This window comes from Bacillus sp. B4EP4a, assembly GCF_006680105.1.
GTDB classification, from domain to species: Bacteria; Bacillota; Bacilli; order Bacillales; family DSM-1321; genus Peribacillus; species Peribacillus simplex_E.
This window is the reverse complement of sequence record NZ_VHIK01000014.1, coordinates 21,523-34,239: the sequence shown is the minus strand read 5'-3', so window position 1 is coordinate 34,239 and position 12,717 is coordinate 21,523. Positions and strand designations below refer to the sequence as shown.

Annotated in this window: 12 protein-coding genes and 1 riboswitch; of the genes, 6 read left to right on the top strand and 6 right to left on the bottom strand. The window is 40.8% G+C overall.

What is annotated here, in order from left to right; translation table 11 throughout:
• A complete protein-coding gene (locus FNK51_RS07500) occupies positions 1-354 on the bottom strand; it encodes a hypothetical protein (protein ID WP_141992938.1) in 354 nt (117 codons plus the stop codon).
• Between the two features lie 183 nt (positions 355-537).
• Between FNK51_RS07500 and nagZ the strand changes: the two genes are divergently transcribed.
• Together nagZ and FNK51_RS07490 are read left to right on the top strand one after the other, a co-directional pair.
• Positions 538-1,773: a beta-N-acetylhexosaminidase gene (gene nagZ / locus FNK51_RS07495; protein WP_141992937.1), complete on the top strand. Its 1,236-nt coding sequence runs from the start codon at positions 538-540 to the stop codon at positions 1,771-1,773.
• Positions 1,774-1,864: 91 nt separating this feature from the next.
• Positions 1,865-2,053: a hypothetical protein gene (locus tag FNK51_RS07490; RefSeq protein ID WP_034310424.1), complete on the top strand. Its 189-nt coding sequence runs from the start codon at positions 1,865-1,867 to the stop codon at positions 2,051-2,053.
• A gap of 435 nt (positions 2,054-2,488) precedes the next feature.
• Here FNK51_RS07490 and FNK51_RS07485 read toward each other — a convergent pair whose 3' ends face one another.
• Positions 2,489-2,890 carry an SET domain-containing protein gene (locus tag FNK51_RS07485; RefSeq protein WP_034310428.1) on the bottom strand — a complete coding sequence of 134 codons (402 nt, stop codon included), beginning with the start codon at positions 2,888-2,890 and terminating at the stop codon, positions 2,489-2,491.
• A 285-nt stretch (positions 2,891-3,175) separates the two neighbouring features.
• Positions 3,176-4,801: a M4 family metallopeptidase gene (locus FNK51_RS07480; RefSeq protein ID WP_141992936.1), complete on the bottom strand. Its 1,626-nt coding sequence runs from the start codon at positions 4,799-4,801 to the stop codon at positions 3,176-3,178.
• A 442-nt stretch (positions 4,802-5,243) separates the two neighbouring features.
• Here FNK51_RS07480 and FNK51_RS07475 point away from each other — a divergent pair, with 442 nt between their 5' ends.
• The 3 genes from FNK51_RS07475 (at position 5,244) to FNK51_RS07465 (ending at position 8,844) form a co-directional block, all read left to right on the top strand.
• Positions 5,244-6,728, top strand: coding sequence for an amino acid permease (locus tag FNK51_RS07475; RefSeq protein WP_141992935.1), 1,485 nt, complete (start codon positions 5,244-5,246; stop codon positions 6,726-6,728).
• A gap of 233 nt (positions 6,729-6,961) precedes the next feature.
• Positions 6,962-8,062: a CaiB/BaiF CoA transferase family protein gene (locus FNK51_RS07470; RefSeq protein ID WP_141992934.1), complete on the top strand. Its 1,101-nt coding sequence runs from the start codon at positions 6,962-6,964 to the stop codon at positions 8,060-8,062.
• A gap of 257 nt (positions 8,063-8,319) precedes the next feature.
• The gene (locus FNK51_RS07465) at positions 8,320-8,844 is read left to right on the top strand and encodes a hypothetical protein (protein ID WP_141992933.1); all 525 of its coding nucleotides are present in this window, start codon (positions 8,320-8,322) and stop codon (positions 8,842-8,844) included.
• 102 nt (positions 8,845-8,946) lie between these two features.
• On the opposite strand, the gene FNK51_RS07460 is transcribed toward FNK51_RS07465, so the two are convergent.
• The 3 genes from FNK51_RS07460 to FNK51_RS07450 all read right to left on the bottom strand — a co-directional run bounded on the left by FNK51_RS07460 (position 8,947) and on the right by FNK51_RS07450 (position 11,896).
• Positions 8,947-10,122 carry an MFS transporter gene (locus FNK51_RS07460; protein WP_141992932.1) on the bottom strand — a complete coding sequence of 392 codons (1,176 nt, stop codon included), beginning with the start codon at positions 10,120-10,122 and terminating at the stop codon, positions 8,947-8,949.
• Positions 10,123-10,278: 156 nt separating this feature from the next.
• Positions 10,279-10,581: an ArsR/SmtB family transcription factor gene (locus FNK51_RS07455; protein WP_061466270.1), complete on the bottom strand. Its 303-nt coding sequence runs from the start codon at positions 10,579-10,581 to the stop codon at positions 10,279-10,281.
• A 211-nt stretch (positions 10,582-10,792) separates the two neighbouring features.
• The gene (locus tag FNK51_RS07450) at positions 10,793-11,896 is read right to left on the bottom strand and encodes a 5-methyltetrahydropteroyltriglutamate--homocysteine S-methyltransferase (protein ID WP_098372307.1); all 1,104 of its coding nucleotides are present in this window, start codon (positions 11,894-11,896) and stop codon (positions 10,793-10,795) included.
• Between the two features lie 82 nt (positions 11,897-11,978).
• Positions 11,979-12,080: riboswitch (SAM riboswitch) on the bottom strand.
• Positions 12,081-12,255: 175 nt separating this feature from the next.
• On the opposite strand from FNK51_RS07450, the gene FNK51_RS07445 reads away from it, so the two are divergent.
• Complete coding sequence (locus FNK51_RS07445) at positions 12,256-12,684, top strand: hypothetical protein (protein ID WP_141992931.1); 429 nt, start codon at positions 12,256-12,258, stop codon at positions 12,682-12,684.
• Positions 12,685-12,717: the final 33 nt, after the last annotated feature.

The following is a 12,717-nucleotide window of genomic DNA, read 5'->3' as shown; positions in this document are numbered from 1 at the left end:
TCATTCGGATAAAAGGGTTTTAGGAAATCTAATGGCCGTGGGCAAGCTGGATTTATCTCGATAAGACCTGTAAGACACAATCGGATGATTATGCGCTTGAACATCCAACTGAAGAACCTGTGAGCTTTTCATTTCCAAATAGTACGTAACGTCTTCTTTTTGTAAATGATAAAAAGAAAAAGGTATCCCTAAAAGGTTTTTCCTGATTAGTTTTGTTTCAGGCTGATTGATGATGTGCTCACTCAATTCCGCTATCGTAACAGGGGTTGTTCCTGTAAAGGCTGTTATTTTTTCTTTTGCATAATCGACTGCATGACTGAAGGTGACGGCAAGATTCTTCAACATTCCGTTCATGGGGGGGCATCTCCTTTTAATTAGGCTATGTTTGTAGTATGGTGCGTGGCTAATGCTTTATGCAAAAAAAATACGCATTGATGATATAGAATTGACACTTTATGAACATGATTAAGAAGTGTGCATCGAAATCAAAAAGGGCAATCAAGGAAGGACAGAGAAAATGTCAATGAAGGTCAAATCATGAAGAATAAAAAAATTTATATAGGACTGCTTTTCATCGCAATCCTCGCTTTTTCAATATTGTTCATTCAGTTGAATATCAATGTGAATTCCAGAGAGGGAAAAGGGAAAGACGCCGAAGCGGATAGTCATGAGAAAATAGAACAATTGCTGAAAAAAATGACGCTTGAAGAAAAAATCGGGCAGCTTATGATGGTCGGTTTCAAGGGAACTGAAAAGGGCAATGAAATTACGGAACTTATCGAACAAAAACATATAGGAGGCGTCATTTATTTTGACCGCAATATGAAATCACCTAAACAAGTGGCCAGGTTATCCAATTCGCTTCAGCAAACGGCCAATCAAAGTACACATTCGCTTCCGTTGATGGTGGCCATCGATCAGGAAGGCGGGGACATCATCAGGATGAAGGAAAGGGTATCGCCACTCCCGGCGCAACAGGATCTTGGAAAAAATGCATCTATTGAAGAAGTGTACAAAGTTGCCAAATTGAATGGAACAGAACTTGGATCCATGGGGATTAACATTAATTTCGCCCCTGTACTAGATCTATCGCAAACGGATAAACGTTCATTTGGGAAAGATCCCGAAAAGGTCTATCAATACGGAAAGAAAGCCATTCAAGGCTTGAACGATGTATCGATAACTGGTGCATTGAAGCACTTTCCTGGAAACGGACGCAGCGAAATCGATCCGCATGTCGAAACATCCTCCGTGGAGGCAAACCAACTGGATCTGGAAAATTCGGATATTTATCCTTTCAAGAAAATCATAAGTGAAATGGATAACCAAAAGTTTTTCGTGATGGTGACCCACATTAAATATCCAGCCTATGATAAAGAAAAACCAGCAAGCCTTTCTAAAATCATCATAGAAGAACTGCTTCGTGGGAAACTCAAATATGAAGGACTTGTCGTTACCGACGATTTGGAAATGGGTGCTGTGAACAAGTATTACTCCTATGAAGAGATGGGGAAGCAGGCAATCCTTGCAGGAGCTGATTTATTACTTGTCTGTCATGAATATTCCCATGAGCTTGAAGTATATAACGGATTACTCCAAGCAGTGAAAGCAGGGGAAGTTCCAATCGATAGAATTAACGAGTCAGTGAAAAGAGTGCTGACATATAAACTTTACAATATGAAGCAAAAGAAAGCTGACCCGGATCAAGCTGAAAAAGTGGTGAAAAATCCCGAAAGCATAAAGTATATTGAAAGCCTGGGCGATGATGAATAAAAGCGAAACTACTCTCTCAAAAGGATGCTTTTGTTTAAATCAGCTGATAGAGGGAATACTATATATGACTAACTTGAAGGAGGAAACTAACATGCCATCAAACAAAATGCTTGGAACCGTCCTGATAGGAGCAGCCGCATTTTTAATGCGCAATAAGAAAACCCGTGAAAAAACCATGAGTCAAATAAGGTCCTTAGCGACACCGGAAACCATTGATAAGGTTAAGAGCCAATTCCAATCAATAACCAAAACAAAATCAAGTAACCCATCCGTACGTTAAGGTGAAATAACCTCATTAAAAGTTTTAATGGGACCTGACTGTAAATTAGTGAAGAACTAGTTTACAGTCATTTTTTTCTTGAAAAAAAGTGCCAGTTGATTTCCGAAATCCGCTCCCTTTCCGCCGACTGTCTGCCAAGTCTCATCAAAGCAAGCGTCTGTGTCGCACATTTCTTCAACCTTGAGAGGGTTCATTCGTATAATAAAATCATGGTTCGGGGTGAGAGCATCTCGAACTTTCTTTTGTCGTCAAGCTGTCCCCATTAAGTAGTTCTTAATGGGGCTTTTTAATTGCTTAACATTCTTTTGGTGAACGATTAAAACCCAGCAGTGAATTCATCAAGCCGGTAAAAGGAAAAAGGAAAAGCACCCGTTTCTTTCGAAAACCTTGGAGAGGTTTTTCAAAAGTACAAGTGCTTTCATGAATGGTCAATGATCATTCAGCTTCATCTTCACCGTCATTTTCTTTATTGAACCAAAGCGGATCCTCATTATCGACTTCACCATTATAATTAATCAGGATTTCTTCTCCTGCTTTTATGTCGGTGTAAGCAAAGAAATCAAACGTATGATTCTTGAAGTTTATGTCATACGTAGCGTTGGGTGTATAAGAGTGATTAAACAGCATGCCATAACCTAAAAGCATGGCAGTATGATTAATTCCATATTCAAACGCATAATCAGCCAGCAATGTCTTCTCTATGAAAACATGCTCCTCGTTCGGATAAGCAATGACAGGTGCCTCATGCAAAAGCTCACCTTTTTTAATGTCTCGTGTTGCGAATACGCCTCTATTGAACTCACCATCACTGAGTGTGGAAGTTTTAACTTCAATCATGTTCGTCACCTACTTGTTCTTTTCAATATAGTCCAGATCATCTAAGCTTGACAGTTAATAAGAAGAAAAGCAACTATTTTACGGAATTAATCAATTTTAGCAAACGGCACGATTGTTTTTTATTGAGGCTCTACCGGTACCGTAGGACGGAATTCGTCACATGAAGGACGAAAAAAGGTAGCGAACGGCTGAAATAATCGGGATGGTCCCGTTTATCCATTACAATAAAAAAACACCTCCGCTAGAAGTGAAGCTAGGGAGGTGTCGGTCATATAGGTAAATCCCTTAATTCACACCGACAGCTGTAAAGGCATTTTTGACAGCTGTGACTTCTGCACTGCTAGAACCGTATAAATCAGAGGCCGCTTGTACGACTGCCGCCCTGGCTTGTGAAAATGTCGACGAGGAAGTTAAATAAATCGTGTTTGCCCGGTAAAAGATGGTTCCCAGTTTATCGATGCCGATCCCGGATACGCTCACACCATGGTGAGTTCCGCCGGCAGAAATCAAATAGGCCGCCTTATTGATGATTCCGCTGTTCGTGTGGACTCCGCCGTTATCACCCGTTCCCGTATAGCGGTTCGAATAATGGTCAGGGTCACCATTCAATGTAGGATTAGCCATTGAACGGAGTGCATCACCGGAAATGTTAGGTGTGTAAATATCTTCTCCGACCAAATAATCGGCTTTGGCACTTTGGTTCTTGAATTCGACGACGGTGCCAAATATATCAGAAATCGCTTCATTCAAAGCACCGGATTCATTCTGATAGGTAAGGTTCGATTCCGAGGAAGTCACGGCATGCGTCAGTTCATGTGCAACGACATCCAGACCGCCGGACAATGGGATGAACGTCGTGCCATCTCCATCACCGTAAACCATTTGGGTGCCATCCCAGAATGCATTATTGTATCTTGAGCCATAATGAACGGTTGATTTCAGGATGGTTCCATTTCCATCATAAGAGTTCCGTCCAAATGTCGATTTATAATAATCATAGGTTTTACCTGCATAATAATGGGCATCAACCGCAGCTTTATCGGTAGAAGTAGTGAAAGCATTTGTCGTGTTGGAAAAGAGTGTACCAGGCAATTTTGAACGGTTATTGGCATTATAAGTGTAGATGCCTTTACCGCGTGTATTGTCCTGTAAATAGTATCGGCCGCTGGATAAGGTAGTGTTCAATGACACGGTATTGTTTAAGACGCCGGTGCCCGTTCCGACGGAATTGGTCCCCGTCACTTCATCTAGTGTATTAAATTTATTCAGGATTTTACCTGTTTTGACTGATATGAAATAATTATGATTTCCTGGTTCAGGACTTAAGAATTTCAAATTGACTTTATATACATAATCGGCCTTGCCTTCATTTGCGTATACATATAGGTCAGATTCAGGTGATTGTTCGTAGGCAGGAGTGAACCCAAGATCCGCTTCAGCTATTTTGATAGCTTCGGATTTACTGATGCCTTTTTTAGCCTTTTTCCCTAATTTCGTGTTTAGATTGGCTTCAACCGTACCGGACACGACCGTCAATACACCTTTAGTATCAATCAATACCGCTTGTGTGGAATTCCATACAGGTACGCCTTTATAGGTTTGTTGCAATTTAAGGACGGTATTGCCTAGTTCATCCTTGCTTTCTTTCTGGATCGTGAAGGAGTCTTTCGCCTTTTGCTTTTCTAGCTTGTAAGACTTTTTGTTTTCATCAAAAAAGGTAAGAATGATATCTTCTGCAGTTTGCTTCGATGGGTCCGTAAGTTTCCCAGACTTGAATTCTAGCGAATCCTTATGCTTATTGTACTTTTCAACACTCAACACATTTTTTGCCGCTAAAGCTTCTTGATGGGGAATGGCAGAAAATAATAGACCGAGAGATAGTGCAGTTCCTAAAAATACCTTACCTTTCATAACACTCAACTCCTTCATGAGAATAACCTCATTTTTGCATCGTTTCATATTATTTACAAATGGAGAAAACTCGCAAAAAATATGACATTTAAAGGAATAAAATGGAGAAAAATGGATTTTGATAGAAATATTCTCTGAATATATTCTTTTAGTAATATTTGGAATGTATTTAAATTGAACCAAATGAATAAAAGTGCAAAAAAACATGGCATAATGTGCAAAAAAATGTGGCGTAAAGTGCAAAATATTTTGTCTATTGAGGGTGTTTTTTTTGATAATTTGTTGAAATATTGCGTTTTATAAATTTGGCATGAAAATTGCATATATTCAGAAAAGGAATTCGAATTGTAAATTAGATCTATTTGAAGTCTATGAAATAGGAAAATTTATTAAATGGATTTCCCATATATGAAAGCGCTTATATAGAAAGGGATGAAAAATTATGATACCAAAACAAGAACATGACATCGTTCAACATCCTCCGCAGCAAGAAGGACAAGAACTAAAGCGCGGTTTAAAATCCCGCCATTTAACGATGATTTCCATTGGCGGGGCTATTGGCACCGGGCTGTTTCTTAGCAGCGGGGCAGCCATTCATACAGCTGGGCCAGGCGGCGCATTACTTGCATATGCCTTAGTTGGGGCAATGGTTTACTTTGTGATGACGAGCTTAGGGGAACTGGCAGCCTTTATGCCGACAAGCGGCTCATTCAGTACCTATGGAACGAAATTTGTCGATCCGGCATTTGGTTTTGCCTTGGGATGGACGTATTGGTTCAATTGGTCGATGACGATAGCGGCAGAGTTGGCAGCCTCGACAATGATCATGAAATTCTGGTTTCCGAATAGTCCATCATTGTTATGGAGTTCATCATTCTTGGTGCTCATTTTCCTATTGAACTATTTATCCGTTAAAGGATATGGGGAAGGGGAATACTGGTTTTCCTTCATAAAAGTAACAGCCATCGTTATTTTTATAATCGTCGGGCTGCTAATGATCTTCGGCATTATGGGCGGCGAAGCAGTTGGTTTTAAAAACTTCACCGTCGATGACGCTCCTTTCCCGGGTGGGTTCATGGGTGTCTTCATCGTGTTCATAGCAGCTGGCTTTTCTTTTCAAGGTACCGAAATTGTCGGTGTGGCTGCCGGGGAAAGTGAAGATCCTGCACGGAATATACCGAAGGCCATTAAAAGTGTCTTCTGGAGAATCTTGCTCTTTTACGTATTGGCGATCTTTGTAATAGGGCTGCTTATCCCTTATACGAACTCAAGTTTACAAGGTGATAACGTCATGGTAAGCCCATTCACGCTCATTTTTGAAAAAGCTGGAGTGGCCTTTGCCGCTTCGCTTATGAATGCCGTCATTTTAACAGCGGTATTATCTGCAGGTAACTCAAGTCTATATGCATCAACGCGTATGTTATACTCAATGGCAAAAGATGGACAAGCACCGCGTATTTTTGCAAAACTTAATAAACGCGGAGTACCGGTTGCAGGCATGATTTTGACATGTTCCATCGGCATGCTGGCCTTTTTAGCCTCCGTATTCGGTGATGGTAAAGTGTATATTTGGTTAATGAATGCCATTGGAATTACAGGGTTTATCTTTTGGCTCGGCATTTCCATCAGCCATTACCGTTTCCGGAAAGCATTCATCGCACAAGGCCATTCATTGGAGAAGCTGCCATATAAGGCATTATGGTTCCCGATTGGACCGATCTTTGCCATTCTAATTGGGATGATCGTCATCCTGTCCCAAAATATCCAAGCCTTTTTCTCAGACCAGATCGATTGGGGCAGTGTTGTAGCTGCATACCTGGGAATCCCGCTTTTCCTTGGTCTATGGCTTGGATATAAACTGGTAAGAAAAACTAAATTCGTTAAACTTGATGAAGTCGAATTTGACTTTGACAAAAAATATGAATGAACAAGCTTAAAGTAAAATCAGCCGGACAATGTGTCCGGCTTTTACTTGTTTTCTATAGGCTCATTATAAAAAGCTAGGAAGCTGATTCCTAGCTTTTTATTTTTATTAAATGGAAATTTATACAAAAATTGTAGGAGGTGTTATATGATAATCGTAAACTCTGCTAAATTGCATGTACAGAACGACGGGGAAAGCTTTTAATATTTCCAATGGAAAGGGAAGGTGCACGGCTGATGACCTTATTGACTCATTTAAAAGTATTGGACTTTTCAACGTTACTGCCAGGCCCATTTGCCACTTTGATGCTAGCGGATTTAGGAGCGGACGTTTTGAAAGTAGAGAGGCCGGGAGCAATGGATTCATGGGGTGTGAACCAATATCTTAACAGATCGAAGAAGTCGATCACACTTGATTTAAAACAATCTGAGTCCATCGAATCCGTTAAAAATCTAGTGAAGGAATACGATATCGTCATTGAACAATTCCGGCCAGGTGTCATGGAACGCCTAGGACTGGGGTATGAGGCATTAAAATGGATCAATCCGAAGCTGATTTACTGTTCCATCACGGGCTTCGGCCAGACTGGTCCCTATAAAGACCGACCGGGACATGATATCAATTATATTTCGATTGCAGGCTTATCAGGCTATTCCGGTACGAAAAAGGACGGCCCGGCAAAAAACGGAACCCAAATAGCAGATCTTGCCGGAGGCTCACTGCATGCTGTTATCGGTATATTATCTGCAGTCATTCACAGGGAAAGAACAGGAGAAGGCCAAGCCATCGACATCAGCATGACCGACTGCAGTTTTGCCTTGAATGCCATATCCGCACCTCTGAATTTACAAGGGGGAAACGAGCTTGAACCAGAAAAACTGATGTTAAACGGAGGGTCCTTTTATGACTTTTATGAAACGAAAGATGGACGCTATTTTTCGGTAGGAAGCCTTGAGCCCCCTTTTCGAAAAGCCTTATGTGAAGCGATCGGTGCACCCGAATTGTATGAACTTAGCATGAAAAGCGATGAAGAAAGCGGAACCAGGTTTAAAACGGCCGTCCGACTGGCTTTCCTTGAAAGGGATTTTCATGAATGGCAAGAAATATTCGCTGATTTCGAGGCCTGCGCAGAACCAGTGCTGACCTTCACTGAAGCGGCCGAACACCCCCAATTGAAGGACAGGGGAATGATCGTCGAGGTACCGGACGGAAAAGGAAATGCCCAGAAGCAAATCGCCTGCCCGATCAAAACATCGGTTTTCACCCCTGAATATAAACATGCAGGCTTGAGGCCAGGACAAAACAACGCAGAAATTCTTCACACCCCCAATCGCTAAATAAAGATGTAAAGGCTATCACTTTTCCGAGTTTTTTTGGAAGGGGATAGCCTTCTTTTTGAAGGTCGAATTAAGTTGGAGATAGGTCGAAATAAGCGGAGGAAGGCCATATTAAGCTGGAAACAACCCAAATTAAGCAGAAGGAGAACAATAGCACTTGTGGAAAGCAACATATGACTACTGTGAAAAATTTACCAGTTATAACTAATGTGGGCAGGGTATCAGAGTAGCATCCTGGTAAGGAGGGTTGCTTAAACATGTTTGGTCTCTCTGATATCATTAAATTTCTATTTTCCTTTTTTTTGATCATGCCGATCGTTACGCTGATACATTTGAGCGGGCATATTTTCTTTGTTACGATCTTTGGGGGATCAGAAAAGAAGATCTTGATCGGTTGTGGTAATAAACTTTTCGCCTTTCGGAACATAGAGGTGAGGAAATATTATTTTTGGAATGGGACTTGCGAGTTCAAGGGATTGAAACATGATAATCGATTGACGAATACGCTGATATATTTAGGGGGGGCTATCTTTAATTTAGTCAGCATGCTGACCATCTATAGTTTAGTGTATCAGAATATCCTGGACAGCTCGGTGATCTGGTATCAATTCATCTATTTTTCTTTCTATGTTATGTTTTTCTCCTTGTTTCCGATGTATTTCTCGGACGGGTCGCCTAGTGATGGGAAGGCTGCGGAATTGACCTTGAGGAACAAGCTGGAAGATAGGGTGACGGATGATATATTTGTGAAGAAAATGGATGATGATGATAACTGCAAGTAAAAAGGGGACGTGCTGGTGACCGTTCTTTTTTTGTTTGCTTTCAGCTTTAGGATTTATCATAAGGCTAAAATCTAGCCTTATGATAAATGTTTATATAACGGTCTAGGATTTTATGGATTGTGCTATTTTACTGCTTGACGATGAATTTGAAAGGACCAGAACTATGACCATGGCAATGGCAACCCCTGTTGCACCGATCCAGGTTATGGAAGCAAGGGATACTTGTTCTACAGCAACACCGCCAATTCCAGCACCTGCCGCCATGGCCAATTGCATCATCGACTGATTCAGACCGAGCATGACTCCTGATGATTCAGGTTCAAGGGTCGCTAAATGATATTGCTGTGTCGGCCCTGATGACCATGCTGCGAACGACCATAATGTAAGGATTATCAAAACGGCCATCAATGAATTCGTAACGATGGATAACATGATGATCATCATAATATGCAGAGCCATACCGCCAATTAGTGTAAATGATACACCCCATCGATCCGTACTATAACCGCCAAACTTTGATCCGATCAAGCTTGCGATACCGAATATAAGCAAGGCCGTGCTAAGTAGAGAGTCACTTATCCCTGATACGGATAGCAGGTAAGGGGATAGATAGGTATAAGCTATCGAATATCCGCCAAGCCAGAAGAAGGTTATCGATAATCCAAGGGCAACTTTCCTTTTTTTAAGAAGGGCCAGCTGCTGGAGAAGTGGTACTGGTTTATCCCCTTTGGTAGGAGGAATGGTAAAGAATAAAACGATCATGGCAATCAGGCCGAATAGGGCGATTCCGCCAAAGACGGATTTCCACCCGAATGCATCTGTCATGATTCTTCCGAGAGGTACGCCAATGATAAGGGAAGCTGTAAACCCCATGACAACTGTCGCAATAGAACTTGCTTGTTTATCTGGCGGAGCTAGCTTAGCGGCAATATTCAGAGCGGTGACTACAACCAATCCTGCACCAAGTGCCATGATTATGCGTGCAAATAGAAACGGTCCAAAGCCTGGTAATAGAAAGGCAAGCAGATTGGCCACTACGAATAGTCCAAGGGAATACAACATTAATCTTCGTCTGTCTAAACTTGCTGTCAAAGCCATGAGAATGGGTGTACCGATTGCGTAGACAAGGGAGAAAATTGTAATGAGCTGTCCTGCGGCAGCAAGGGTCACTCCAAGAGAATCCGCAATCTTATCCAAAATTCCGGATATGATGAATTCGGATGTTCCTACTAAAAAACTGATAATCGCTAACATGTAAATTTTCCATGTATTAAGCAAAATAGATTCACTCCTCATTAATGATTATTAATTTTATATAAAGACATATCGAAATATGTTAATATGTATGAATAAAAAAATAAACATATCGCGAAATATCGAAATGTTAGAGAGAAAAATGAACCCAACCCTCTAAGGTACGGATCAGGTTCATTTTCATACTTCTTCTTTCAAGAAATCAGTAATTTTTGAGATTGCCTCTTCATCTCGTTTGTAATACGTAAACTTTCCTATCCGCTCCGTTTTAATCAATCCTGCTCTAAGAAGCATCGAGAGGTATTGAGAGGCCGTGGACTGGGTCATGTTTAATTTTTCCGTAATCTGACTTACGCAAACGCCGGTTTCCTTCATGTCTATTCCCTCATGAGGGGTGAAGTGGAGTTCAGGCGCCTTGAGCCATTGTAAGATTTGCAACCTGGATTCATTGGATAATGCTTTAAATATCTCGATTGTTTTCATACATTTCATTATATCGAGAATTATCGATATGTCAAATGGTTTTATCATTCATCGTTAGTTTCATAAATAGCAAAACTTGATACCGTTATCTAAAGAGTCATTAAAGGAATGGAAATGTATTATTGCAAGAACCTAATCGGCTCCCTTATAAGTGTGGGCCGATTAGGTTGTTCAAATCCTGTAAATCAGAATTAAAGTCTCCGCTAAAAAATCATTTCCATACTTCTTTTGCTACATCAACGACGAATTTCAGCTTTTCCCATTGCTGTTCTTCGGTCAGCTTGTTGCCGTGATGGGTGGAGGCGAAGCCGCATTGCGGACTTAAGCATAATTGTTCGAGAGGAACGAAGTGCGAGGCTTCTTCAATGCGTGCCTTAACAGCTTCCTTGTCTTCGATTTCTCCATTTTTTGAAGTGACGACACCCAGTACGACCCGTGCTCCGCCATTTGGAATGTATTCCAATGGTTTGAAATCTCCTGAGCGTTGATCATCATATTCCAAGAAAAATCCATCCACTGTTTCTTTTGCCAATAAAGTTGGGGCGATACGGGCATAGCTTCCTTCAAACGCCCAAGTCGACTGGTAGTTCCCACGACATAGGTGTGTAGTGACGACAAGGTCTTCTGGTTTGCCTTCCAATGCGCCATTAATTACGCGAAGTGCAAGATCGATTAACTGTTCCCTCGTATATTTTCCATCTTTGAACTGGAAATCTGGAGCTGAAAGTCTGGCAATATATACATCATCCAATTGAAGATAACGTACACCTGCTTCATAAAAAGCCTTCAAAGCATGCTGATACGCTTTGATGATATCATTAGCATAGTCTTCAATATCAGGGTAGATGTCTTCATTATGAATGCCTACAGCAAATAATTGATTTGGGCTGGGAATGGTTTGCTTGGCAACGGCGCGTCCGTTCACGATTTTGTTCAATTCAATGAAATCGCGAATGAAGGGATGTTCAGGATTGAATGAAACCTTCCCGGTATTGCGAACGTTATATCTCTCTGTTTCCACACCATCGAATGTGAGACCTTTTTCAGTCACATATCCCTCGATGCCATTTAAATGTTCGAGGAAGTCAAAGTGCCACCATGTTCGTCTGAACTCACCATCCGTCACGGCCTCTAATCCAACTTCAATTTGTTTTTCGACAATCCGATTGATTTCTTCGGTTTCAACTTCACGAAGCCGCTCTGCTGAAATGGTACCTTCCTTAAATTGCTTTCTGGCAATATGTAAACGTTCTGGTCTTAATAAACTTCCGACGTGATCGGCCCTGAATGGTGCTTTCGTTAATGTGATTGACATGTTGCATTCCTTCTTTCCTTTTAAAAATAAAAAACCTCTTCTTAAAAATAAGAAGAGGTGTTGGCAGCAAAGCTATATACTCTTCTTATCTTCAAGTTTTTACACTTCTGGAATTAGCACAGTACATGATCAGTCTGTTGCTGAGGCATCAAAGGGCCAGTCCCTCCACCTCTCTGGATAAGAGTTGTCTATTAAATTAATTATGACTATACAGATAGTTTTTATAAAGGTCAAGTATTGAAGGTGGAAGATTTTGAATATACCGATTATTAATATGGGTTGAAAAGTTAACTACATCAAGGAACCTGGCATATGCTATAACCGACGTTCTGTATGAGCGGCAGGAAGGGAATGCAAGGATGAGTACATTCAGTCCATTCAAAAATGGCATACCGATAACGGTAACTGAAGCCATGATAGAGAAAATCTTAAGAATGAAATCATATGGTCAGGATATTAAAGTCGAGATTACGCCAAAGCATATAGTGCTTTCCGGAACGATGGAAGTGAAAAAAATGATGTTTAAGAAAAACGTAGCTTTTCGGATTACATTAAAACCGGTTCATGTGGAAAAAAGAACGATTGTATTTGAATTAGTGGAAATGGAACCAATTGACAGGGATTTCATCAACCAAAGGATATTTAACAGACCTCCATTTTTTGAATTTGAAAAAAGAACGATCAAAATGAATGTTAATGCTTGGAGCATCGTGAGAAAAATTCCCGTTGGCACAATTAAATCGTATGAACTCGTCGAAGGTGCATTGAAAATGAAAATTACTTTATGATGGAGTTTACATACATTCTTAGCCGAAAACTAT